This window comes from Streptomyces sp. NPDC039465 (genome assembly GCF_055639315.1).
Genome location: NZ_JBVKAP010000004.1, coordinates 71,351 through 94,565, shown reverse-complemented (window position 1 = coordinate 94,565; position 23,215 = coordinate 71,351). Strand labels below are relative to the sequence as shown.

The 23,215-nt window shown below is 71.5% G+C and carries 23 protein-coding genes and 1 pseudogene; 13 read left to right on the top strand and 11 right to left on the bottom strand.

Going from position 1 to position 23,215, the window contains the following annotated elements; genetic code table 11:
- Complete coding sequence (locus tag ACZ7LT_RS14850) at window positions 1–297, bottom strand: type II toxin-antitoxin system VapB family antitoxin (RefSeq protein ID WP_471236434.1); 297 nt, start codon at window positions 295–297, stop codon at window positions 1–3.
- Window positions 298–392: 95 nt separating this feature from the next.
- Between ACZ7LT_RS14850 and ACZ7LT_RS14845 the strand changes: the two genes are divergently transcribed.
- Window positions 393–1,970 carry a helicase HerA-like domain-containing protein gene (locus tag ACZ7LT_RS14845; protein ID WP_471236433.1) on the top strand — a complete coding sequence of 526 codons (1,578 nt, stop codon included), beginning with the start codon at window positions 393–395 and terminating at the stop codon, window positions 1,968–1,970.
- Between the two features lie 76 nt (window positions 1,971–2,046).
- Here the strand turns inward: ACZ7LT_RS14845 and ACZ7LT_RS14840 are convergent, their stop codons facing one another.
- From ACZ7LT_RS14840 to ACZ7LT_RS14830, 3 genes are all read right to left on the bottom strand, one after another.
- Complete coding sequence (locus tag ACZ7LT_RS14840) at window positions 2,047–3,600, bottom strand: M28 family metallopeptidase (RefSeq protein ID WP_471236432.1); 1,554 nt, start codon at window positions 3,598–3,600, stop codon at window positions 2,047–2,049.
- A 107-nt stretch (window positions 3,601–3,707) separates the two neighbouring features.
- Complete coding sequence (locus tag ACZ7LT_RS14835) at window positions 3,708–4,295, bottom strand: HhH-GPD-type base excision DNA repair protein (RefSeq protein WP_471236431.1); 588 nt, start codon at window positions 4,293–4,295, stop codon at window positions 3,708–3,710.
- A 124-nt stretch (window positions 4,296–4,419) separates the two neighbouring features.
- On the bottom strand, window positions 4,420–6,684 hold the full coding sequence (locus tag ACZ7LT_RS14830) for an ATP-binding cassette domain-containing protein (RefSeq protein ID WP_471236971.1): 2,265 nt from the start codon (window positions 6,682–6,684) through the stop codon (window positions 4,420–4,422).
- 89 nt (window positions 6,685–6,773) lie between these two features.
- Here ACZ7LT_RS14830 and ACZ7LT_RS14825 point away from each other — a divergent pair, with 89 nt between their 5' ends.
- Window positions 6,774–7,655, top strand: coding sequence for a TetR/AcrR family transcriptional regulator (locus tag ACZ7LT_RS14825; RefSeq protein ID WP_471236430.1), 882 nt, complete (start codon window positions 6,774–6,776; stop codon window positions 7,653–7,655).
- On the opposite strand, the gene ACZ7LT_RS14820 is transcribed toward ACZ7LT_RS14825, so the two are convergent.
- Entirely contained in the window at window positions 7,609–8,304 is a 696-nt protein-coding gene (locus ACZ7LT_RS14820) for a TetR/AcrR family transcriptional regulator (protein WP_471236429.1), read from the bottom strand. The genes ACZ7LT_RS14825 and ACZ7LT_RS14820 overlap by 47 nt on opposite strands.
- A 96-nt stretch (window positions 8,305–8,400) precedes the next feature.
- Between ACZ7LT_RS14820 and wrbA the strand changes: the two genes are divergently transcribed.
- From wrbA to ACZ7LT_RS14800, 4 genes are all read left to right on the top strand, one after another.
- The gene (wrbA, locus tag ACZ7LT_RS14815) at window positions 8,401–9,009 is read left to right on the top strand and encodes an NAD(P)H:quinone oxidoreductase (protein WP_471236428.1); all 609 of its coding nucleotides are present in this window, start codon (window positions 8,401–8,403) and stop codon (window positions 9,007–9,009) included.
- Window positions 9,010–9,129: 120 nt separating this feature from the next.
- Window positions 9,130–9,570: a VOC family protein gene (locus ACZ7LT_RS14810; RefSeq protein ID WP_471236427.1), complete on the top strand. Its 441-nt coding sequence runs from the start codon at window positions 9,130–9,132 to the stop codon at window positions 9,568–9,570.
- A 73-nt stretch (window positions 9,571–9,643) separates the two neighbouring features.
- Window positions 9,644–10,954, top strand: coding sequence for an amidohydrolase (locus ACZ7LT_RS14805; RefSeq protein ID WP_471236426.1), 1,311 nt, complete (start codon window positions 9,644–9,646; stop codon window positions 10,952–10,954).
- 99 nt (window positions 10,955–11,053) lie between these two features.
- Entirely contained in the window at window positions 11,054–12,583 is a 1,530-nt protein-coding gene (locus ACZ7LT_RS14800; protein ID WP_471236425.1) for an InlB B-repeat-containing protein, read from the top strand.
- A gap of 14 nt (window positions 12,584–12,597) precedes the next feature.
- On the opposite strand, the gene ACZ7LT_RS14795 is transcribed toward ACZ7LT_RS14800, so the two are convergent.
- The 4 genes from ACZ7LT_RS14795 to ACZ7LT_RS14780 form a co-directional block, all read right to left on the bottom strand.
- The gene (locus ACZ7LT_RS14795; RefSeq protein ID WP_471236424.1) at window positions 12,598–13,242 is read right to left on the bottom strand and encodes a hypothetical protein; all 645 of its coding nucleotides are present in this window, start codon (window positions 13,240–13,242) and stop codon (window positions 12,598–12,600) included.
- 1 nt (window position 13,243) lies between these two features.
- Window positions 13,244–14,356, bottom strand: a complete 1,113-nt coding sequence (locus ACZ7LT_RS14790) for a DNA polymerase III subunit beta family protein (RefSeq protein ID WP_471236423.1) — start codon at window positions 14,354–14,356, stop codon at window positions 13,244–13,246.
- Between the two features lie 83 nt (window positions 14,357–14,439).
- Entirely contained in the window at window positions 14,440–15,186 is a 747-nt protein-coding gene (locus ACZ7LT_RS14785; protein ID WP_471236422.1) for a TetR/AcrR family transcriptional regulator C-terminal domain-containing protein, read from the bottom strand.
- A gap of 132 nt (window positions 15,187–15,318) precedes the next feature.
- Window positions 15,319–16,281 (bottom strand): helix-turn-helix domain-containing protein, encoded by a 963-nt coding sequence (locus ACZ7LT_RS14780; protein ID WP_471236421.1) that lies wholly within the window; start codon window positions 16,279–16,281, stop codon window positions 15,319–15,321.
- A gap of 105 nt (window positions 16,282–16,386) precedes the next feature.
- On the opposite strand from ACZ7LT_RS14780, the gene ACZ7LT_RS14775 reads away from it, so the two are divergent.
- The 7 genes and pseudogenes from ACZ7LT_RS14775 to ACZ7LT_RS14745 all read left to right on the top strand — a co-directional run bounded on the left by ACZ7LT_RS14775 (window position 16,387) and on the right by ACZ7LT_RS14745 (window position 22,244).
- Window positions 16,387–17,892, top strand: coding sequence for an alpha/beta hydrolase (locus ACZ7LT_RS14775; RefSeq protein ID WP_471236420.1), 1,506 nt, complete (start codon window positions 16,387–16,389; stop codon window positions 17,890–17,892).
- 107 nt (window positions 17,893–17,999) lie between these two features.
- Complete coding sequence (locus tag ACZ7LT_RS14770; protein WP_471236419.1) at window positions 18,000–18,464, top strand: hypothetical protein; 465 nt, start codon at window positions 18,000–18,002, stop codon at window positions 18,462–18,464.
- Window positions 18,465–18,472: 8 nt separating this feature from the next.
- Window positions 18,473–19,987, top strand: a complete 1,515-nt coding sequence (locus tag ACZ7LT_RS14765) for a hypothetical protein (RefSeq protein ID WP_471236418.1) — start codon at window positions 18,473–18,475, stop codon at window positions 19,985–19,987.
- The gene (locus tag ACZ7LT_RS14760; protein WP_471236417.1) at window positions 19,984–20,598 is read left to right on the top strand and encodes a hypothetical protein; all 615 of its coding nucleotides are present in this window, start codon (window positions 19,984–19,986) and stop codon (window positions 20,596–20,598) included. Before ACZ7LT_RS14765 ends, ACZ7LT_RS14760 begins: the two co-directional genes overlap by 4 nt.
- A 259-nt stretch (window positions 20,599–20,857) precedes the next feature.
- Window positions 20,858–21,646: a hypothetical protein gene (locus ACZ7LT_RS14755; protein WP_471236416.1), complete on the top strand. Its 789-nt coding sequence runs from the start codon at window positions 20,858–20,860 to the stop codon at window positions 21,644–21,646.
- Between the two features lie 32 nt (window positions 21,647–21,678).
- Window positions 21,679–21,849, top strand: a pseudogene (locus ACZ7LT_RS14750) (RNase A-like domain-containing protein); the annotation flags it as partial.
- Window positions 21,813–22,244, top strand: a complete 432-nt coding sequence (locus tag ACZ7LT_RS14745) for a contact-dependent growth inhibition system immunity protein (RefSeq protein ID WP_471236415.1) — start codon at window positions 21,813–21,815, stop codon at window positions 22,242–22,244. The pseudogene ACZ7LT_RS14750 and the gene ACZ7LT_RS14745, both read left to right, overlap by 37 nt.
- A 287-nt stretch (window positions 22,245–22,531) precedes the next feature.
- On the opposite strand, the gene ACZ7LT_RS14740 is transcribed toward ACZ7LT_RS14745, so the two are convergent.
- Entirely contained in the window at window positions 22,532–22,954 is a 423-nt protein-coding gene (locus ACZ7LT_RS14740) for a PIN domain-containing protein (RefSeq protein WP_471236414.1), read from the bottom strand.
- Window positions 22,951–23,166 (bottom strand): type II toxin-antitoxin system VapB family antitoxin, encoded by a 216-nt coding sequence (locus ACZ7LT_RS14735; RefSeq protein WP_356779433.1) that lies wholly within the window; start codon window positions 23,164–23,166, stop codon window positions 22,951–22,953. Before ACZ7LT_RS14735 ends, ACZ7LT_RS14740 begins: the two co-directional genes overlap by 4 nt.
- Window positions 23,167–23,215 lie beyond the last annotated feature (49 nt).

Genomic DNA, 23,215 nt, shown 5'->3' with positions numbered 1-23,215 from the left:
TCAGTCGAGTTCGAGGACGCGTGCGTGGAGCACCTGGCGCTGCTGGAGCGCGGCGCGTACGGCGCGGTGGAGGCCGTCCTCGAGGTAGAGGTCGCCCTGCCACTTCACGACGTGCGCGAAGAGATCTCCGTAGAAGGTGGAGTCCTCGGCCAGCAGCGTCTCCAGGTCCAGCTGGCCCTTGGTGGTCACCAGCTGATCGAGTCGGACCGGGCGCGGCGCGACGTCCGCCCACTGCCGGGTGCTTTCCCGGCCGTGGTCGGGATACGGCCTCCCACTACCGATGCGCTTGAAGATCACACGGAAAGCCTACCGGGCAAGGGGTACCCGGCGCAGCCACGCGGCGCCGGTGCGATGCTGGGGCAAATTGCCGCAAATCCGGAATTGAGGCCTTCATGGGTGCCAGCGAGGAGTCGGTGGAGGAGCTGCCGGAGGCGGCCGCGGGGATCGCCGCCGGATATGCGTTCGAGGGGGCGGCTCTGGAGCTGGGGGCGCTGCTGTGGGACGGGAGGTGCCATCCGGGGGCGCCGATCAGGATCCCGCTGCCGATGCTGAACCGGCACGGTCTGGTGGCGGGGGCGACCGGCACCGGCAAGACCAAGACGCTCCAGCTGATCGCCGAGCAGCTGTCGGGGCAGGGGGTGCCGGTCTTCCTCGCCGACATCAAGGGGGACGTCTCGGGAATCTCCGCGCCCGGTGAGCCGGACGAGCGGGTCCGGGAGCGGGCCGGGCAGGTCGGGCAGGAGTGGGCGGCGAGCGGCTTTCCCTGCGCGTTCTACGGGCTCGGTGGCATCGGCCCGGGCATTCCGCTGCGGGCGACGGTCACCAGCTTCGGTCCCGTACTGCTCTCGAAGGTGCTCCAGCTCAACCGGACGCAGGAGCAGTCCCTCGGGCTGATCTTCCACTACGCCGACGCCAAGGGTCTTGAGCTGGTCGATCTGAAGGATCTGCGGGCGGTCGTGGCCTTTCTGGTGTCGGACGCGGGCAAGCCGGAGCTCAAGGGGATCGGGGGTCTGTCGACGGCCACGGCGGGGGTGATCCTGCGGGCGATCACGGCGTTCGAACAGCAGGGGACGGGCGGCTTCTTCGGGGAGCCGGAGTTCGACACGGCCGAGTTCCTGCGGACGGCGCCGGACGGGCGGGGTGTGGTGTCCCTGCTGGAGCTGCCGGCCGTGCAGGACAAGCCGCAACTGTTCTCGACGTTCCTGATGTGGCTGCTGGCGGATCTCTTCCACGATCTGCCGGAGGTCGGGGACGTGGCCAAGCCGAAGCTGGTGTTCTTCTTCGACGAGGCGCATCTGCTGTTCAACGGGGCGTCGAAGGCGTTCCTGGACGCGGTCACGCAGACCGTGCGGCTGATTCGCTCGAAAGGGGTCGGCGTCTTCTTCGTGACGCAGACACCGAAGGACGTGCCGGGGGATGTGCTGGCGCAGCTCGGCAACCGGGTGCAGCACGCGCTGCGGGCGTTCACCCCGGACGACGCGAAGGCGCTGAAGGCGACGGTGCGGACGTTCCCGAAGTCGGCGTACGACCTGGAGGAGGTGCTGACCGGGCTGGGGACGGGCGAGGCGGTGGTCACCGTGCTCAGTGAGCGGGGCGCCCCGACGCCGGTGGCGGTGACGCGGCTGCGGGCGCCGGTGTCGCTGATGGGGCCGATCGAGCCCGCCGCGCTGACGGCGGCGGTCGAGGCGTCGCCGCTGCATGGGACGTACGCGACGGCGGTGGACCGGGAGTCGGCGTACGAGAAGCTGACGGAGGCGCAGCGGGAGGCGGAGGCGGCGGCGGAGCGGGCGGCCCGGGAGGCCGAGGAGGGGGAGGCGGCGCCGCGCCGTCGGGCGGAGAAGGAGGAGCCGTCCGTGGTGGAGCAGGTGGTGGGCAGCGGGATCTTCACGTCGCTGGCCCGGTCGGTCGGGGCGCAGCTGGGGCGGGAGATCTCCCGGTCGGTGTTCGGCACGGCGCGTCGGCGTCGGTAGTCGGAGCGGTAGTAGCGTCGGTAGGCGCGCGGAGGGGCCCGGTGCGGTGTGCGCACCGGGCCCCCTGGGGTGAGCCTTACTCCGTGACCTCGTGGTGGTCGTCGTGGAGGCCGCCGCCGCTGCCCTCGTCACCCTCGGTGGGGACGGTGACGACCGGCTTGCGCAGGGAGCTCAGGTCGTGCGCGTAGGTGCCGACCGCGTTGGCGATGACGTCGATGTTGATGTCGAACGCCCGCATGTTGATGTTGTCCAGGGTGTCGCCCGGAGCGTGGTAGTTCACGTCGTAGGCGATGCCCGCCGTGCCGCCGTACTTCGCCGCCTGGGTGGGCGTCTTGAGGCCCTCGGCGCCGGTGAACGTGCCGCCGGACGGGATGCCGATCTCGATGAACGGTCCGTAGTCGGAGCGGCCGGTGAAGTCGGTGCCCTCGTGCGGGACGCCGCGCTTGTCCATGAACTCGTTGATGTCGCGCTCGAGCTGGGCCGAGCCCGCCGGTCCGGCCGGGGCGCCGACGCCGTCGGAGTTGTCTCCGTCGTAGACGAACAGGCCGTAGTTGGGCGAGGCGATCATGTCGAAGTTGAGGTAGAGCTTGACTTCCTTCTTGTCCAGCTCGCTCATGTTGGCGACGTAGTGCTCGGAGCCGAGGAGGCCGTTCTCCTCCGCGGACCACCAGGCGAAGCGCACCTTGTTGGCGGGCTTGTCCTTGGACTTGGCCAGCTTCAGCGCGACGTCGAGCAGACCGGCCGAGCCGGAGCCGTTGTCGTTGATGCCGGGGCCCGCGGTGACCGAGTCGAGGTGGGAGCCGAGCATCACGGTGTTGGCCGCGTTGCCGGTCTTCGTCTCGGCGAGGACGTTGTTGGTGGAGCGCTTCTCCTGGAGCTGACGGATCTCCAGGGAGAGGTTGACCGGGCCCTTGGCCAGGTCGGCGGCGAGCTTTTCGCCGTCGGCCTTGGTGAGGCCACCGGTCGGGATCTTGCCGAACTCGGGTCCGCCGAGCGTCCCGGACAGCACACCGTCGGTGTTGTTGTAGATGATCGCGGCGGTCGCCCCCGCCGCCGCGGCCTGTGCCTGCTTGTCCGCGAACGTGCAGCCACCGCGCTGGATCAGCGCGATCTTGCCGGTGAACGCGCCGGCGGCGTAGTCCGTCGCCTCGCAGCCGGTGGTGGCGTCGACCGGGACGGCGGCCAGATCGGCCTTGATGCCGCCGACCGGCGTCGACTTGGTGTATGTCATCGCCTTGACCTCGACGTCACGCGGCGCGGGCGTGACGACGGAGAGCTTCTCGGCCAGGGTCTGCGTGTACTGGAACTCGAACTTCTGGTACGAGACGTTGTACCCGGCCTTCTTCAGCAGCTGGTACACGTACGCGGCGGACGCGTCGTGGCCGAGGGAGCCGGCCGCGCGGTGGCCACCGGCCGAGTCGGCTATCTGCTGGAACTTCTCCAGGTGCGTGAATGCGTCCTTGGCGGACGCCTCGCGGACCAGCTTCTTCGAGAGCTTGGCGGCGTCCTTGGCCGCCGCCTTGCCCGGGTCACGGGTGGCGGAGGCGGGGGAGGCGGATGCCAGGAGGAGCGGGGTCGCGAGTGCGGCTGCGGCCAGGGTGGCCGCGGCTCTGCGGTGGGATGCGTTCACAGAGGTCCTTCCCGGTGCGAACGAGGTTGAGGGGAAGTTAGCGATCTCCGGGCCTCCTGTGAACAGATGTGCCACAACTCACGCCATTGTTCGTAGTTTTGCCTGCATCACTCGCCAGATTTGGCAGCTTTTGCGGCGCGTTTCGCTTCCTGCTTGAAGGCCCGGACCTTGGCGAGGGACTCGGGTCCGGTGATGTCGGCGGCCGAGCGGTGGGCGCCCGCCTCGCCGTACGCGCCGGCCGCCTCCCGCCAGCCCTCGGGTGTCACGCCGTACTGCTTGCCGAGCAGGGCGAGGAAGATCTGCGCCTTCTGCGCCCCGAAGCCGGGCAGCGCCTTCAGCCGGGTGAGCAGCTCCTTGCCGTCGGCCGCGTCCGACCAGACCGCCTCGGCGTCACCGCCGTACTCGTCGACCAGGAACTGGCACAGCTGCTGGATCCGCTTGGCCATCGAGCCCGGGTAGCGGTGCACGGCCGGCTTCTCGGAGAGCAGGGAGGCGAAGGCCTCGGGGTCGTGCGCGGCGATCTGGCCCGCGTCGAGGTCGTCCGTGCCGAGCCGCTGGGCGATGGTGTACGGCCCGGAGAACGCCCACTCCATGGGTACTTGCTGGTCGAGGAGCATGCCGACGAGCGCCGCCAGGGGGCTGCGGGCGAGCAGTGCGTCGGCCTCGGGGTGCTGGGCGAGCCGGATCGTGGTCATGGTCCGATGATCTCCCCGGCGAACCGGTCGAGCGCGGCGGATACGTGCGTACGGGTATCGCCGCCGCCCGTATGGCCCGCGGTGGACCTCGCCCGCGCGAGGTCCACCGCGTTCCGCAGGGGCGTCAGCCGCCGACGTACTCGCGCAGATGGCGGGCGGTCAGGGTGGTGCCGTTCTTGACCAGTTCGGCGGGGGTGCCGGTGAAGACCACCTGTCCGCCGTCGTGGCCCGCGCCCGGGCCGAGGTCGATCAGATGGTCGGCGTGGGCCATGACCGCCTGGTGGTGCTCGATGACGATGACGGTGTTGCCCTGGTCGACGAGCCGGTCGAGGAGGGACAGGAGCTGGTCCACGTCCGCCATGTGGAGGCCGGTCGTGGGCTCGTCCAGGATGTAGGTGGCCGCCTTCTCGGCCATGTGGATGGCGAGCTTCAGCCGCTGGCGCTCGCCGCCGGAGAGGGTGTTGAGGGGCTGGCCGAGCCGGAGGTAGCCGAGGCCGACGTCGTTCAGCCTGCCGAGGATCGTGTGGGCCTGGCCGGTGGGGAAGAAGTCGTACGCCTCGGCGATGGACATGCCGAGGACCTCGCTGATGTTCTTGCCGTTCAGGAGGTAGGTCAGCACCTTGGGCGTGTAGCGCTTGCCCTCGCACTCCTCGCAGACGGAGGAGACGCCGGCCATCATCGCCAGGTCGGTGTAGACGAGTCCGATGCCGTTGCAGTTGGGGCAGGCGCCTTCCGAATTGGCGCTGAACAGGGCCGCCTTGACTCCGTTGGCCTTGGCGAAGGCCGTACGGATCGGGTTCAGCAGTCCGGTGTACGTCGCCGGGTTGGAGCGGCGCGAGCCCCGGATCGGGGACTGGTCGGCGACCACGACGCCGTCCCGGCCGGGCAGGTTGCCGTGGATGAGGGAGCTCTTGCCGGAACCCGCGACGCCGGTGACGACGGTCAGCACGCCGAGCGGGATGTCGACGCTCACGTCCCGCAGGTTGTGCTGGTTCGCGCCCGTGATGGAGAGGTGGCCCCGGGGCGTGCGGACCCGCTCGCGCAGCTGGGCGCGGTGGCCGAGGTGGCGGCCGGTGAGGGTGCCGGAGGTGCGCAGGCCGGCCAGGTCGCCGCTGTAGCAGATCTCGCCGCCGCCCGAGCCGGCGCGCGGGCCGAGGTCGACGACGTGGTCGGCGATCTCGATGACCTCGGGTTTGTGCTCGACGACGAGGACGGTGTTGCCCTTGTCGCGCAGTTGCAGCAGGAGGTCGTTCATCCGCCGGATGTCGTGCGGGTGCAGGCCCACGGTCGGCTCGTCGAAGATGTACGTCACGTCCGTGAGCGACGAGCCGAGGTGGCGGACCATCTTCACCCGCTGCGCCTCGCCGCCCGAGAGGGTGGAGGACGTCCGGTCCAGGCTGAGGTAGCCGAGGCCGATCTCGACGAGGGAGTCGAGCAGGTCGCGCAGGTTGGCCAGGAGCGGTGCGACGGAGGGCGCGTCGATCTTTCGGATGAACTCGGCCAGGTCGCTGATCTGCATCGCCGAGCACTCGGCGATGTTCACGCCGTCGATTGTCGAGGAGAGGGCGGCCGCGCTCAGCCGCGTACCGCCGCAGTCGGGGCAGTCGGTGAAGACGACGGCCCGGTCGACGAAGGCCCGGATGTGGGGCTGCATCGCGTCCCGGTCCTTGGACAGCATGGTGCGCTGGACCTTCACGAGCAGGCCCTCGTAGGTGAAGCTGTTGGCGCCGACCTTCACCTTGAGCTGCGGCTTGTGGAGGAAGGTCGCCCATTCCTCCTCCGTGTAGTCCTGGAGCTTCTTGTCCCGGTCGAAGAAGCCGGAGTGGGCCATGATCTGCCAGTACCAGGAGTCCACCGCGAAGTTGGGCACGGTGATCGCGCCCTCGTTGAGGGACTTGGTCCGGTCGACGAGCTGGTCGACGTCGATGTCGGAGATCTGGCCGATGCCCTCGCAGCGCTGGCACATGCCGTCGGCGCTGTTGAAGCTGAAGGCGCTGGAGGTGCCGATGTGCGGGGTGCCGAGGCGGCTGTAGACGATCCGCAGCATGGTGTAGGCGTCGGTGGCGGTGCCGACCGTGGAGCGTGAGTTGGCGCCCATCCGCTCCTGGTCGACGACGATCGCCGCGCTGAGGTTGTGCAGTCCGTCGACGTCCGGACGGCCCAGGGAGGGCATGAATGACTGGATGAACGCCGTGTACGTCTCGTTGATCAGGCGCTGCGACTCGGCCGCGATGGTGCCGAAGACGAGCGAGGACTTGCCGGAGCCGGAAACGCCGGTGAAGACGGTGAGCCGGCGCTTGGGGAGGTCGACGGAGACGCCCTTGAGGTTGTTCTCGCGGGCGCCGCGCACCTGGATGACGTTGTGGCTGTCTGCCGGGCCGGCCTGCATACGTACTCCGTCCAAGAGGTGTGCCATTGCGCCGCAAGGGTACTCTATACAGCGTACAAAGTAATGGGACGCGGTCCTGAGCTGCGAGAATGGGCGTCATGTCGAAGGCGAAGGCCGGGGCCGGGGAGCGCGGTGGCGGGGCTGACCCCGCGCGCACGATGGAGCTGCTGTGGCGCGAGCCGGGGCGTCCGCCGGGCGCCGGGAGCGCCGGGCGGCGCGGGCCGCGCCAGGGGCTGACCGTCGACGCGGTGGTGGAGGCGGCCGTGGAGCTCGCCGACGCCGGGGGGCTTGAGGCCCTGACGATGCGGGCGGTCGCCCAGCGCCTCGGCGTGACGCCGATGACGCTCTACACCTACGTCCCCGGCAAGGCCGAGCTGCTCGATCTGATGCTGGACGCGGTGCTGCTGCGGATGGAGCGCACGCCGACCGGCGGGGAGCCGTGGCGCAGGCGCGTGACGGCCGTCGCCGACGAGAACCGGGCGCTGTTCCTGCGCCACCCGTGGGTCGCGGCGCTCCGACTGGCGAGGCCCCCGCTCGGGCCCGGGGTGCTGGCGAAGTACGAGCATGAGCTCGCGGCCTTCGACGGGCTCGGCCTCGACGATCTCGCCATGGACGCGGCCCTGACCTTCGTCCTCGGCTTCGTGGCCTCCGCCGCCCGCGCCGAGCTGGACGCGCGGGCCGCGACCGGGGAGGGCGCGATGACCGACCACGAGTGGTGGGGGGCGCACGAGCCGCTGCTCGCCCGGGTCTTCGACGTGGAGAGGTACCCGCTGGCGGCGCGGGTGGGCGGCGCGGCCGGGGAGGCGTACCAAGGGCCGTACGACCCGGAGTACGCCTACACGTTCGGCCTGGGCCGGGCCCTGGACGGGCTCGCGGCGCTGATCGAGGGGGCCGGGGAGACGGCGGTCGGTGCCGGGGCGGCGGTCAGGGGGGACAGGACAGGCGCAGCATCGCCGCCAGCCCGTCCTTGATCCGTTCGGCGTCCACCTTCTGGTCCACCGCGAGGTGGCGCACCAGCGCCGGGGTGAACGGCGCCAGCACGAGATGGGCGAGGAGCGCCCGGTCGGAGCCCGGCCGCATCATTCCTATCAGCATCGCCACATGGGTGTGCATGGTGAGGTAGGCGCCGCTGGTGTAGCGGGCGCTCGGGGCGGTCGCGGCGGCGGCGTACAGCAGCTCGCGCTGTTCGACGACCCGGTCGGTGAGCGCGTTCAGGAACGCGCTCAGCCGCTCCTGGGGCTCCGCGCCGGGGCCGAGCGGCGGCGGTCCGGCGAGGAAGGCCTCCTGGAACTGCTTCTCGCGCTCGTCGAGGAGGGCGAAGACCAGCTGGGCCACGTCCCCGAAGCGCCGGTAGACCGTGCCGACGCCGACGCCGCTGGCGTGCGCGACGGCGTTCATGGTCAGGGCCTCGGGGCCCCGATCGGCGACGATGCGCGCGGCGGCATCGAGGATCTTGCGTCGGTTGCGGGCCGCGTCCGCGCGTTCGCCGGGCTGGCCGGTGGTCGGCAGCTCGGTCCGGTGCGGTTCGCCAACGAACTCACTCACGTCCGGTTCGCCCTTCTTCTTGCAGTACCTGCCCCCCTGTGTACCGGAGGTCCGCCCCCCTGACACGGTGAGCATAACGGAGCGCTATCCGGTTACGCCTTGCAGACGGATCGTTATCCGGTTAAGTTGAATCCCGAAGTGGAAAGCAATCCAGTTCTGGAGAGGTCCGCCATGTCTGTCAAGGTTGCAGTCGTCTACTACTCGGCCACCGGAAGCGTGCACCAGCTCGCCCAGGCCGTCGCCGAGGGTGCGGAGAAGGCCGGCGCCGAGGTCCGCCTCCGTCGCGCCCCCGAGCTTGCCCCCGCCGCCGCCATCGACTCCAACCCGGCCTGGCGTGCCCACCTGGAGGCCACCGCCGATGTCGAGGTCGCCACGCTGGACGACCTGACCTGGGCGGACGCCTACGCGCTCGGTTCGCCGACCCGCTTCGGCAACATCGCCGCGCAGCTGAAGCAGTTCATCGACACGACCGGCGGCCTGTGGTCGCAGGGCGTCTTCATCGACAAGCCGGCGACGGCCTTCACCAGCGCGCAGAACACCCACGGCGGCAACGAGTCGACGCTGCTCGCCCTCTACAACTCCTTCCACCACTGGGGCTCGGTCATCGTCTCCCCCGGTTACACCGACCCGTCGATCTTCGCGGCCGGCGGCAACCCCTACGGCACCTCGCACGCCAGCGGCAACGGCGGCCCGGAGGAGAACATCCTCGCGGCCGCCCGCTACCAGGGTCAGCGCCTCGCCAACATCACGGCCCGCCTGAAGGGCCTCGCCCAGGACTGACGCCGCGGCGCGGACATGGTGGCGGGGGCCGGGATTCCGTACGGACGGGATCCCGGCCTCCGCGCGTGCTGGCGTGAACACGTCGGCCGGAAAAGGCTGTTGCGAGGAGGGCGGAACGGGGTGACCCTCTTCCGCGTCCAGCACAGCCCTCCAGGTCAGGAGCCCGCCCTGAACGTCACCGCCACTATCGTGTCCCTCACCGTCGACGACGTCACCGCCTCCCGCGACTTCTTCGTCACCCACCTCGGCTACCAGGAGACGGCGGCTGCCGACGGCTTCGCCTCCCTGCGCCGCGAGGACGCCGCCGCCGACATCGTCCTGCTCCGCCGGGGCATCGAGGTCCTCCCGCCCGACCAGCGCGACCGGCACGCGACCGGCCTGATCGTGGCGTACACCGTCACCGCCGTCGAGGCCGAGGAGAAGCGCCTACGCGCCGCGGGCGTCCCGATCACGCTGCCGCTGCGCGAGGAGCCCTGGGGCGAGCGGCTCTTCCAGGTCACCGACCCGAACGGGATCGTGATCCAGTTCGTGGAGTGGGCGACGGCCCCCGACGGCGACTGAGGATCACCGCTCCCGGTCACCCTCCTGTGCCCTTTCGGGGGCGGAAGCCGCGTCCGCGGCCCAGCATGGGGGGATGAACACGGCCGATAACGCGATGAGTTCACAGGCGACCGCCCGGGCCCGGGTCCTGCGGCCGTTGTCCGGGCTGCGGGGCGGGCTCGGCGAGGTCTACCGGGTGCTGCACGCCCACCCCGAGCTGTCCTTCGCCGAGCACCGCACCGCGCGGGCCGTCGCCGGGCATCTGGAGCGGCTCGGGATGCGGGTCACCACCGGCATCGGGGGCACCGGAGTCGCCGGGGTGCTCGCCAACGGAGACGGGCCCACCGTGCTGCTGCGGGCCGACATGGACGCCCTGCCGGTACAGGAGCGGACCGGGCTGCCGTACGCCAGCACGGTCGACGGCGCCATGCACGCCTGCGGACACGACATGCATGTGACCTGTCTGCTCGGCGCCCTCGAACTGCTCGCCCTCGGCAAGGACAGCTGGTCGGGGACGGTCATCGGCGTCTTCCAGCCCGGCGAGGAGGTCGGCGGCGGGGCGCGGGCCATGGTCGACGACGGGCTGTTCGAGAAGACGGGCAAGCCCGACGCCGTCCTCGGGCAGCATGTGGTCCCGCTGCCCGCGGGCACGATCGGCTACCACGCGGGCCCCGCCCTCGCCGCGACGGACTCGCTGCACGTGCGGATGTTCGGCAAGGGCGGGCACGGCTCGCGCCCCGAGACCGCCGTCGACCCCGTGGTGATGGCCGCCTCGACCGTGATGCGGCTGCAGACCGTCGTCTCACGGGAGATCGCCGGCAACGAAACCGCCGTCCTCACCGTCGGTGCCCTCAACGCGGGCAGCAAGGACAACGTCATCCCCGACGAGGCCGAACTCAAGATCAATATCCGGACGTACACCGAGGACGTACGCCGCACGGTCCTCGCCGCCGTCGAACGCATCGTCAAAGGGGAGGCGGCGGTCGCGGGCGCCGAGCGGGAACCGGAGATCACCCCCATCGACAGCTTCCCCGTCCTCGTCAACGACGAGGCCGCCACCGCCCGGACCGTCGCCGCCTTCCGCGACCACTTCGGCGCGGACGCGGTCGTCGACACCGGCCCCGTCACCGGAAGCGAGGACTGCGGCAACCTCGCCACGGCGGCCGGGGCGCCGCTGTGCTACTGGTTCTTCGGCGGCTGGGACCCGGTGCGGTACGCGGCCGCCGCGGCAAAGGGCACGACCGCCCGGGACATCCCCTCCAACCACTCCCCGTACTTCGGCCCGGTCCTCGAACCGACCCTGACCACCGGTGTTACGGCGATGACCGTGGCCGCGCTCACCGCCCTTTCCGTGCACGTCGGGGTGCCTCCCGCGGACGGCGCGCGGGGGGCCTCGTTGGGGTGAATCGGCGCGCGGCCCGGCTGTTTCGTACGGGCCTCCCGCCGCCCCTCTCGTTGAACTTCGGGTTGCCTCTCCCCACCCCCTGCGACCCGAAGGAGTCCCATGCCCGCGCGCCGCCGGGCGGCGATGGGAGCCGGTCTGCTGACCCTGCTCTCGCTCGCCGCCCTCTTCTCCCCCACGCCGTCCGCCGCCGACGGCACCGCCCCCGACGCCAACCGGCCCTGGGTCCTGCGCAGCCGCACCGTCCAGGCCGACCCGAAGGCGTACGCCCCGCTCTGCGCCCGCCAGCAGGACGGGCCCCCCGCCGAACGTACCGTCGAGCTCTTCCCCGACGTCCAGGTCAGGGCCGTCGCGGACGGCGTCGACGTCGACGAGCACGGCACCGCGACCTTCACCGGCCATGTCGCGGACCGCCCGGCCGAGCGGGTCTATCTCACCGTCACCGGCGCCTGCGCCCGGGGACGGGTGGCCGCCGGCCCGGCCGTCGACGGTCTCGTCACCCTCGGCGCCCGTATGTACACCCTGGCCCCGGACCCCGGTCGGCCCGGCCATGTCGTCATCACCGAGCAGGACCCCTCCCGGCGCCCCGCCCCGGTCGATCACGAGATCCAGAAGCGGTTCACCGAGGGCCGCCCGCTCAGCCCCCGGCGCCCCCCGTCGAGCGACCCGGTCGTCATCGACATGGTCGTCGGCTGGACGCCGCGCGCCGCCGACCGGGTCGGCGGCACGGCCGGTATGCGCTCCCGGGTCGCGCTCGCCGAGGCCACGCTCAACCGCGCCTTCGCGGACAGCGGGATCAGGGCGAGCGTGGACGTCGTGGCGACGTACGCGCCGGAGTACTCCGGCGGCGAGCGCGCCGCCGAGGTGTACCGCAAGCTGGCCGACCCCCGCGAGCGGCGGCTCGGCGCCACCGCCGCGGCCCTGCGCGAGAAGCACTCCGCCGACCTGGTCGCCCTGCTGGTGAGCGTCCCGCGCGGGACGAGCAGCGGACAGGGCAGCCTGCCGATGCCGCCGTCGTCAGCCACGGACCGGGAGGTGTACTCCGTCACCGACGTCGACAGCGTCGTCGACTGGTACAACTTCGGCCACGAGGTGGGGCACAACCTCGGCCTCTGGCACGACCGCGCCACCCTCGACGCGCAGGCCCACGGCGTCGACTACACGCCGTACCTCACCACCCCGTACAGCACCGGCTGGGTCACCCCGGACCGGCGGTTCCACACGCTGATGGCCTACAGCTCAGCCTGCGGGCAGCCGTGCGCGGCCGTCAACCGGTACTCGAACACCGCGCACCCCTGGGAAGGGCAGCCGCTGGGCGACGCGCGCAGCGACAACGCCCGCGTCGCCCAGGCCACGACCCCGATCGTCGCCGCCTACCGCGAACCGGCGACCCCACGCACCCGGCACGCGCTCACGCTCGCCGTCTCCCCGGCGGACGGCGGCACGGCCGCGCCGAGCGCGTGGGGCCCGTACCGCCCCGGCGGCCAGGTCACGATCACGGCCACCCCGCGCCCCGGCCACCGCTTCACGGGCTGGATCCTCGACGGCACGCGCCACGCGCACACCCGCCCCACGATGGCGCTGACGATGGACCGGGCGCGCACGGTGACGGCGCTGTTCGAGAAGGCGTGAGACCTCCGGCCCTGTCAGGCCGCCGACCTCAGGGCGATCGTCTCGGCCAAGACGTGCTGTTCGGCCGCCGGCAGGCGGCGTTCGGCGTGGAGCATGCGTAGGAGCGTGGTGAGGCGTTCCTCGTCCTCGGGGCGGCCCAGGCCGCCCAGGTAGGCCGGGAGCAGCAGGGCCAGCGCCTCCAGGTCGGCCCGTTCACAGAGGCGGTCCATCAGGTCCCGGACCCGAACGTCGGTGTCGTCCGTCGCGGCGGTGGCCCGCAGGCCCCGGGCGACGCGGAGGCGGAGCCAGTCGGCGTACGGGCCCGGGGGCAGGTCCGCCAGGCGGGCCGCGGCCGACGTGAAGTGGGCACGGGCCTTCTCGGGCTCGCCCAGGTCGAGGTGGGCGCGGCCGATCGTGCCGTGGAGGGAGGCGTAGAAGCCGCGTACGCGCTCGTCGCCGACCCGGTCGGCGCGCCTGAGGCACTCCTCGTTCCAGTGCAGGGTCTCGCGCGGGGTGGGCTGGTGCCGGGCCAGGTAGTGGGCGGCGACGCAGGCCTCGTAGTCGTCCCCGGCCGCGTCCCAGGCCTGCTGGAACAGCGCGCGTGCCGTGTCGTCCCGGCCTTCCGCCTCGGCGCCCATGCCGCGGGCGCAGAGTTGTACGACGGTGTTGTCGGGGTCCATCTCAGACGGCTCCTTCGACGCCGGTTGTCGCGTCGGCGACGGGCATCACCAGCGTGGTGAAGCTGCCCTGGTCGGCGGAGCGGACCACGACCGGAAGGGTCGCGGCGGCGATCTCCAGGAGGACGTCCGGGCCGACCCCGGCCTCAAGGGCGGGGGCGAGGACGGCGGGATCGAAGGCGATCCGCACCGGGGGCGGGCCCTCGGCGCAGAGGGCCGGCAGGGCAGTGGTGCCGTTCACCACGATCCGGTCCCGGCCGATCTCCAGGCGCGTCACGGGCCCGCTCCGCGCGACGGCGGCAAGCAGGGCGTTCCGGTCGACGATCGCCCGGTGGGCGGGGGCTTCCAGGGCGGCCAGCATGGCGCGGTGGTCGGGGTATCCGTCGTCCGCCTCGGCGGCCAGGCGGCGTACCTCGTCGCCGCGCCGTACCTCCACCGAGCCCGAGCCCGAGTCCAAGCCCGGACCCACCTCGATGGTCACCTCGGCGGCGGGCGCGGCCGACCGGGCGGCCCACGGCCCGAGCCCGAGCAGCGCGTCCGCGGAGACCAGGAACCGGCAGGCCGGGCCCTCCACCGCCGTCGGCCGCAGGACCCGCATCGCCAGGCGGTAGCGGTCGGTGGCCACGAGCCGGACCTCGTCGGCGTCGGCCTCGACGAGGACGTGGCTCAGTACGCGATGCTCCTTCCCTTCCCCGACGGCCGGGGCGACCTGCCGGGCGGCTCCGGCCAGTTCGGGGCCGCCGATCCGGATCCGCGTAGGGACCGAGGCGGCGGTACCGGGCAGCGAGCGCAGTACGTCGTCGAGCGTGGCGACCGCGGCCCGCGACCGGTTCCGTACGTCCTCGCGGTGGCGGGCGAGGACCGCGCGGGCGTCCTCGGTGCCGCCGTCGAGGACGAGCGAGACGTCGGCCAGGGGCAGCCCCGCCTCCCGCAGGGCGCGCAGGAGCCGGGCCCTCGGCTCCTGGGCGGGGCTGTAGGAGCGGTAGCCGGTGACGGCGTCGACGTGCGCGGGCGGCAGGACCCGGCAGTCGTCGTAGAAGCGCAGCGCGCTGGGTGCGAGCCCGACGCGCCGCGCGAAGGCGCTGATGCCCAGGAGCTCGGTGGTGGTGGGGTCCATGCCGTCGATGGTGGACGTTCAGGCGGCTTGAGGGTCAAGCCGAGCCGTGCCGGACCCGTTCCGTGCCGCGCACCCCCGCCCGCTTACCCTTCACGCCCCAGCCGGGCCGCCACCCCGTCGAGGATGCAGGCGAGGCCGACCTCGAAGTTGTCCTCGCGCAAGCCGCCCGCGGTCGCGCTCCGCTTCGTGGTGTACAGCTCGCGCAGGCGCGGGAAGGGCTGTACGGCCCGCTCGGCGGCCGGCCACAGGGCCTCCGCCCACTCCTGCTCGTTCTGGCCGCTGCGCGCGAGCATCGCGAGGTACGCCGCCTCGCTGCCGGCGATGCCGATGACGTAGGAGAAGACGGTGTTGGTCGCCTGGTCGGCGGCCTCCAGGGAGAACCCCGCCTTCTCGAACACGCCGAGGAACCCCTCGGAGAGCCGCAGCAGGTTCGGGCCCAGCGCGGCGACGCCGATCTCGCCGAGCACATGGACCATCCACGGGTGGCGGTGGAAGGCCGTACGGAAGCTCTGGGCGCAGCGGGTGGTGGCGGTGCGCCAGTCGTCGGGGCCGTCGGGGTCCGGGACGTCGATCTCGCCGTAGACCTCGTCGACGACGAGTTCGATGATCTCGCCCTTGTCGGCGACGTGCGAGTACATCGAGGTGGCGCCGGCGTTCAGCCGGGTGCCGAGCTTGCGCATGCTGAGGGCGTCGATGCCTTCGGCGTCGAGGAGTTCGAGGGCCGCGGAGACGATCTGGTCCCGGCTCAGCGACGGCTGTTCCCGTCGGCGGCGCTCCGGGCGGGTCCACACCGACGAGTACGGCTGCTTGTCGGCTTTGTCGGCTGGCATCGCGGTCTCCTCGTTCGTCCGTGGCGCGGCCAGGATAGCCGAGTGCGCACACTGTGCCCCGTGGTGTACGGCGTTCGACACCCGTACGGCGTTCGGTCAATGTCCCGCCGCTGACCCCTCACGCCGTACGGGCTACGCCCCCAAGGCGAGCTCCGCGTCCAGTGCGGCGCGGAGCCAGTCGTGGGAGACACCCGGGTTCGGCTCCGCGGGGCCCGATATCTCGGCGACGAGCTGCCAGTACTGGTCGATGCGGGGGTCCGCGGCGAGCTGGCCGCCGAGGCGGTGGCGGAAGCCGGGAGTGTCACGCAGCCCGCACGCGCGCGCGTACGCGGCGACGAAGCAGTCCAGCGCCTCGCCCGCGCGCGGGAGCCGTCCGGCTCGCAGGTCGGGTGCGGCCAGGGCGAAGGCCTCGACGAGGCCGTCGTAGAGGACGGACGGGCGGTAGCCCTCGTCGGTCTGGTGGGCGGCGGGCTGGCAGTGGTCGCCGCCGCCGCAGTCCCTGGTGACGAAGGCGTGCAGCCGGGCGAAGGCGAGGACCTGCGCCGGGCTCGGGTCCGGCGGGGGCTGCGGCACCGCGTGATCGAGGATGGCGGAGACCTGCCGGGCCGGGAGCCGTACGGGCAGCCAGCGCCGCCAGAAACGCGCGACAGCGTCCGTGCTCGGCGGCACGGACACAGCGCCGATCAGCCGCAGCCGCTCGGGCCGTTCGGCGGGCGGGCAGTCGTGGAGCAGCTGGAGCGCGGCCTCCCGCCAGCGCAGGGCGGTCAGTTGGGCGCCGAGATCGTCCAACTGCCGTGCGATGGCGTCCTCCAGCGCGTTCCCCAACGAGTTCCCCAGGGCGCCTTCCACCGCCCCGTCCGCGCCGCCCCCCTGGTCGAGGATGCGGCCCACCTCGGGCACCGGCAGGTCGAGGGCGCGCAGGGAACGGATCAGACGGATCTGGTCGAGCGCCTCGGGGCCGTACCGGCGGTGGCCGCCCGAGCTGCGGCCCGCCTCGGGCAGCAGACCGCGGTCGGAGTAGAAGCGGACGGTCTTGACGGTGACACCCGCGCGCTCGGCGAGCTCTCCGATGCTCCACGTGCCGTCGGACACCACGACTTGAACCTCCCTCAGGGGGAGTTCCTACCGTACCGGCGAGCGCGGACAGCCCGGCGGGCCGACCGCGCGGACCGAGATACGCAGAGGGAGAGGGGGCCGGTCATGACGGCGCAGACGGCGTTCGTGCTGGTGTCGGAGTGCTTCACGGGTGGCTGGATCTGGCGGGAGACGGCGGCGCGGCTGCGGCGGGCGGGGGCGGAGGTGCATCCGGTGACGCTCACCGGCATGGGCGACCGGCGCCATCTGGCGGGGCCGGGGACGGACCTGGAGACCCATGTGGAGGACGTGGTCCAGCTGATCGACCACGTGGACGCTGCGGAGCTGGTGATCGTCGGCCACGGCTACGGCATCCATCCGGTCCTGGGCGCCGCGGACCGCCGCCCGGAGCGGATCGCCCGGATCGTCCACCTGGACGCGGGCGCGCCGCAGGACGGCGACGTGCCGCTCGGGCTCGTACCCGACCAGGAGGTACGCGATCTGCTGGCGTCCGGCGAGGAGTGGCGGATCCCGGCGCCGGCGGAGGCGGAGGCGTGGGAGCGCTGGGGCAGTACGGACGGGGTGCCGGAGCGGGGCCTGGCCCGGCTGACCCGGCTGGCCGCCCCGCAGCCGGCCGGCACGCTCACCCGGCCGCTGCGGCTGACGGGGGCGGCCGCGGAGCTGCCGTCGACCGGTGTGTTCTGCACCGGCAACGGTCTGAACATCGCGCTGGTCCAGTCACTGGTGGAGTCCGGACCGCCGCAGTTCCGGGCGCTGGCCGTCCCCGAGAAGAGCTTCTTCGACCTGGAGACCGGGCACTGGCCGATGCTGTCGGTGCCGGACGAGCTGGCCGACGTACTGCTGCGGGCCGCGGCGGGCGAGGGGCACCGGCTGACCGCGCCGGCGGACGAGGAGCACCCGTACCTCCGGCCCTTCCCCCTCGACGTACCGGAGTGCCCGCGCGAGCGGACGGGCCGGGTCGACCTCCACCTCCCGGAGGGGGACGGCCCACGCCCGGCGGTCATCTTCGTCCACGGCGGCCCGCTCCCCGCCGACCTGCGGCCCACGCCCCGCGACTGGCCGCTCTACACGGGCTACGCGCGGTACGTGGCGAGCCTGGGGGCGGTCGGTGTGACGGTGGACCACCGCCTGCACGGCCTGGGTGACTACCCCCGCGCGTTCGACGACATCACCGAGGCCGTCGAGCTCGTCCGCGCGGATCCCCGCGTCGACCCGGACCGGATCGCCCTGTGGCACTTCTCCGGCGCGGGCCTCCTCACCACGGACTGGCTGGCGGCACCCCCGCCGTGGCTGCGCTGCCTGGCGGCCACGTATCCCGTGCTCGCCCCCCTGACGAGCTGGCCGGGCGTGGATGCCCGCTTCCGCCCGGCGACCGCGGTCCGCACGGCGGGCGACCTGCCGATCGTGCTGACCAGGGCGGGCCTGGAGATCCCCGAGATCGCGGCGACTGTGGAAGATTTCGTCACGGCGGCAAACACGACAAACGCGAACCTCCACCTCATCGACGCCCCCAACGCCCACCACGGCTTCGAAACCATCGACCTCACCCCGGAGTCCCGCACGGTGGTGACAACGGCGGTCGAGGCGGTCCTGTCCCACCTGAAGCCCTGATGTGAAGTGCCCGTCGCCTGTGGTGGGTTGATAGGTTTGCGCGAGCGACGACAGAAAGCCGTTGCAAGGCCCGCCGCAGGTCGACGGGGGACGGAACGGGGGACGAATTGGCTTGGGACGAGTGGGAGAAGGCGAAGGCCGCCGCGTCGGAGGGGCAGGCCACGCGGATGCGGCTGAATCAGGCCGCGCCGGGAGGGTCCAGCGACTCGGACCTCATGGTGTACCAGGACGACCTCGGGGCCGTCGGTCACGAGGCGTTCGTTCTCCACAGCGAGCTGAAGAAGAAGGCGGACATCGCGGGGACGGGCGCGGACAAGAACGGGTCCGGAACCACCATGCAGGCGGCCGCCGCGCTCAAGAGCCACAACTTCGGGCTCGGCTCGGAGCTGGAGTCGACCGTCGAGATATGGACCTCGCAGGTGAAGCACGTCCTGCAGGCCTGCGCGCACATCTCCAACCACCTCAACTACAGCAAGAACTCGCACGAGCAGGAGGAAGCCAGGATCGCCACCGAGATCGGTGGCCGTACGGGACCGGTGTCCGTGTCCGCGTTGAACGACTACTTCAAGTAGGAAGCGCCATGGGAAACTTCTCGTACTCCGACCTCATGGCCCTGGACCTCTCCAAGCTGGGCACCGCCGCGGCCGACTGGACGACGATGGCCGGCGAACTGGCCAAGCTCACGACCGTCGCACGGGACGGCCTGACCAAGAAGTCCGACGAAGCCCGCTGGAAGGGCGTCAACGCCAGCGTGACCAAGGACTTCGTCCGCAAGTCGGCCAAGGAGTTCTCCGACCTCCACGCGGAGGCCGTGAGCATCGCCGCCGTCCTCACCGACGCCCACGGCGAGCTCACGCGCTACCAGAAGCAGGCGAAGACCCTCACCGACTCGGCGCGCAAGGGCGACCCGTCCCACAATCCGCCGGACCCCGGACTGATCGTCTTCGACGGCCCGGGCGGCACGGTCCGCGTCTCGGAGGCGATGTGCACCGCCGAGGGCCCCGACCAGCGCACCAAGGACCGTATCCGGTGGTACGCGGACACGCTCACCGGAATCGTCCAGCACGCCGCCGAGGTCGACGCGGCGGCCGTACGCGCGCTGCGCAAGAGCCACGGCAACGACCCGTACAACGCCGGCCACGCGAAGTACACATCCCTCGACGAGGAGCAGCTTCCGCGGGCGAAGGAACTGGCCGCGCTCGGCAAGGACGCGAACCCGAAGCAGCAGGCCGAGCTGCGTCGCCTGTGGGATTCCCTCAGCCCCGAGGCGCGGGCGCAGCTCTGGCTGTCCCAGAAGGACAAGCTGATGGCGGCGGGCATTCTGAACCCCACCATGCCGCAGATCGCGGCGGACGCGGGCGCCGGAAAGTACGACTCCGAGTCGCCGGGCTTCGACCAGTGGGTCACCAAGCAGAAGATGGAACTGATTGCGGAGGGCGCCGACTGGAAGGGCATGACGGACGCGTCCCGTCACATGGCGCACTATCTGAACAACAGCGGCAAGCCCATGGACCTGCCCGTCGACAAGATGATGTCGGACGTCCCCTCTTTCAAGACGTACGTCGACGACACGATCCGGATGAACCAGGACGACTGGCGCCAGCAGGCCCTGGAGGAGTTCAGGAAGAACGGCGGAAAGCCGGTCGCCTTCCCGGTCGAGGCCAAGCAGCCCGAGGGCTTCTACTTCGGCCAGGGAGTCAACGAGAACTGGTTCTACGCGGTGGGCGGCGCCAACAGCAACGTCACCGGCGTGGTGACGGCCGTTCCGGATGCCAACGGCAACCCCAAGATCAGCATCGACTACCAGGCGAACGTCTGGGACCGCTACAACTGGGACGAGGGCAAGGGCGTCAACGTCGGCCCGATGAACATCCCCGACGGCGAAATGGCCAAGCTGCACCGCGTGGGCTACGCCCAGGAGTTCGACATGTCGGGCAGCAGTAGCGTCAAGCACTACGATCTCGGTTCCTCGGCGCCCAACGGCGACCCGCTGCCGGGCCCCGGCGAGAGCAGGGACGGCCGCGAGAACCCCGCCCGAGAACAACAGCAGGACCGCACGACGCACCGCCCGCCGGGAAGGACGCCCGTCCGATGAACAACCTCTACGCACACCGGACACGGCGCGTCGTCGCCGTGGCCGCCGGCGTGCTGGCCCTCGCGGCGGCCCTGACCGCGTGTGGCGGCGACACGTCCGGCGGCTCCACCTCCGGCGGCCGGGCGGCGGAACGGTCGTCGGACGGTAAGTGGGCCCCGGGGATCACGCCGAAGTGGATGAGCAAGCAGATGGGCCTCACCGTCCCGGCGACGGCCGGGTCGCCCCAGGCGGCGTACGAGATCACCTCCCAGTTCGACAAGGGCCTGCTCACCTTCACGCTGACGAAGCCCGAGGCGGAGGCCTACCTGAAGGCGAACCCCCCGTCCGGCAAGTGGCTGGAGCCCACCGCCGCCCAGACCGACGTCAAGCCCCACGACTTCGCCCACCTCGGCCTGCCGGAACCGGAGACGTTCAAGGACGGCCTGCGCTACGGCTACGTCTGCCCAGCCGCCCCCGAGTCCACCGAGCCCCCCGCCGGTACCTCGGAGGAGCGCTGCGTCCGCCTGTACGCCCACGACTACACCCCGCAGCGCACCCGCATCTACCTCCGCGCCCACTTCGAACCGGGCATCAGCCCTCTCCCGGGGGCCCCGTCCACCCCGGCGGGCTGACGCGAGGGGGCCGGGACCAGGGCGAAGGCCCGTTTCTGGGCCATCCACCGACGAGGTGGTACACCCGGCCCCATCCGGTCGCCGCCTAGCGTGATCCAGCCGCTGATGACGGTGCTGAACGACACCGCCACGGCGATCGCCAACCTCCTGTACGAGTACGCCGAAGCTGCGTGTCGAGCTGAACCACGACGCCTTCGAGGAGGTCAAGAGGGCGCTGCGGAAGGCGGCCACGAAGATCCTGGAGGACCTCACCAGGAGGGTGAAGGCGCTCAGGCCCGCCCTGGAGGAGGCGGACCTCAGTTCCCCGAAGTTCGAGGCCGTCGTCGCCCGCGCCCACGGCTTCGGCGCCCGCGACCTGGAGGACTTCAAGCTCCGCAGCGGTGGATGGAGCAGGGATCGAGTACGACTCCAGGCTCGACCCGCCCTACGTGATCTACACGTCCATGCCGTCTCCGTGAGCGACCGAACCGGAAGCCAGATGAACCCCCTTCACAGCAGTGCCTGGGACGCCGCGCTGAGGCGGCTCCTCGACGACGTCTACTCCTTCGCCATGACCGGGCCACGCCTGCACGAGGACTGGGCGCAGGACGTCCTGGCCGTCATGGACCGGACGGTCGTCGACCCTCGGGGCGGCTGCGTGCTGGAGTGGCAGATCGACAGGGAGGTGCGCGAGAACGTCCGCCCCTCCTATCCCTTCCTGCCACTCACGGCCGAAGAGGTGCGCGCCTGGACGTACCCGGTCACCGCCGACGCTGCCGTGGAGCTGCTCGCCTCGCTGGCCCAGGAGTGGTTCTTCGAGACGTCCCTGGTCCGGACCCGGGCGGACCGGGACCAGGTGCTGGCCGACGCCCGGACGGTGCTCGACCGCTTCGGCGCCGACGCGGTCTTCCTGACCTCCTCCGACCTGGCCCGGACCTCCGACTCGCCGGACTTCCTGGCCGGGGAACTCGCCGGGGGCCGCGCCTTCACCGACCACATGATGGACCTCGGCCTGATCGCGGTGAGCGCGGACGAGGTCGGGGTCTTCTGGTCGTTCAACGCGAACTGAGAACGTTCCCCGGGGCGAATGCCCCGGCCCCGCTGACCCGATCCGCCACCTACCCCGACCGGGAGACCGCCCAGTGGGCCACCCAGGCCGTGGTGACCGCCAATGAGCAGGTCATCCACCGCTGGCTGGCGCAGGGGACCCGGGCCCGGCTCACCATCGAGGCAGCGTGGCCGTCCCGGGAGGAGCCCGTCGGGCGGGTGCTGCGCGCTTCCCCGAGACCGGGCAGCTGCTGGGCGGCTGGTTCTCGCAGGACGTCGTCGACGAGTTCCCCGGCCACGAGGCCGCGGTGGCCGACTACGCCGCGACCACCGATCCGCACCTCGTGGCCCGGCTCGTCGGCGAGCTCCACGAGCTGATCGCGCTCCCGCTGGAGGAGCCGGAGGACGCCCTGACAGCCGCCGAGCTGGGCATGGAGGTTTCCCCTCCGGAGCCTGGTTCAAGTCCGTGGCAACCACTCTCGCCGCCGGCTCCAGCGCCGCCGGTACAGACACCCCACCCACCGAGTAGGAGAGCTCCCGCAGGGCGGTCAGGAGGGGTGGCAGTGCGTGCCCAGCGGCGACTGCCACCGCCTGTTGACCGAGGATGCCGGCCAATGTGACGGGAGTCACTCCCATTGGTTCGTGCTTGCGCTGTGCGCACCCAATGTCGAAGGGCCCCACCGCAAGCGGTGGGGCCCTTCGACAACGTGCCCGGTGAGGCACTGGCGGAGGATACGAGATTCGAACTCGTGAGGGGTTGCCCCCAACACGCTTTCCAAATGTTCGTACGGGGGTACGGAGCGATCCGTACCCGCCCTGATCTGCGGCGGAGCGTCCAGCCTGGCCACGTCCGAACAGCTCCGGACGGGGGCGAATGAGACCAGGACTGAGACCGCCAGGCGCACGTTCATTTACCGGCCTCCGGGCCATACCACTGCGTGGCTTGGCCTGTGACGGCGGCGATGCAGTCGAAGTCGTGGTCGCGGTGGAGAAGGGTGAGCCCCTGCAGTTCCGCCGTGGCGGCAACGACGAGGTCCACTGCGCCTGCACTGCGATGCTGTCCACGCTGGGTCAACAGCTCTTGGACTCGCCAGGCGCGGTCGTAGGCCCGGTCGTCGACAGGTACCCAGCTGAATACGAGCCGCATGTCCTCGATGCCTCGCGCACGGTCCGCGGCAGAGCGGGCGCTGTAGAAGAACTCCAGCTCGTTGATCGGGCAGGTCGCGATGAGCCCGGCCGCCGCTGCTTGGTCCCAGCCGTACTGTTCGGCGTCGCCGCGCAGGAATCGCGCGAGTGCGCTGGTATCGATCAGGAATTGTGCCGCGCTCACCGCCGGTAGTTCCGCTTGTCCTCGAAGAGGTCCAGGTCGAAGGAGCCGTCTGCGGCGGCAGCCCGCAGCCTGGTGAGCGCCAGGGCCCGCCGCCGGTTCTCCAGCACCTCGCGCAGGGCGGTGTTGACCGTCTCTTTCTTGGTGCTGGTCCCGAGAGCCTGAGCCACGTCGGCCAGCAGCTCGTCATCGAGGTCGATCACGGTTCGACTCATCCAGGCACCTCCTGTGATATCAGCTTGCGCGTTAAGTATATCCAGAAGG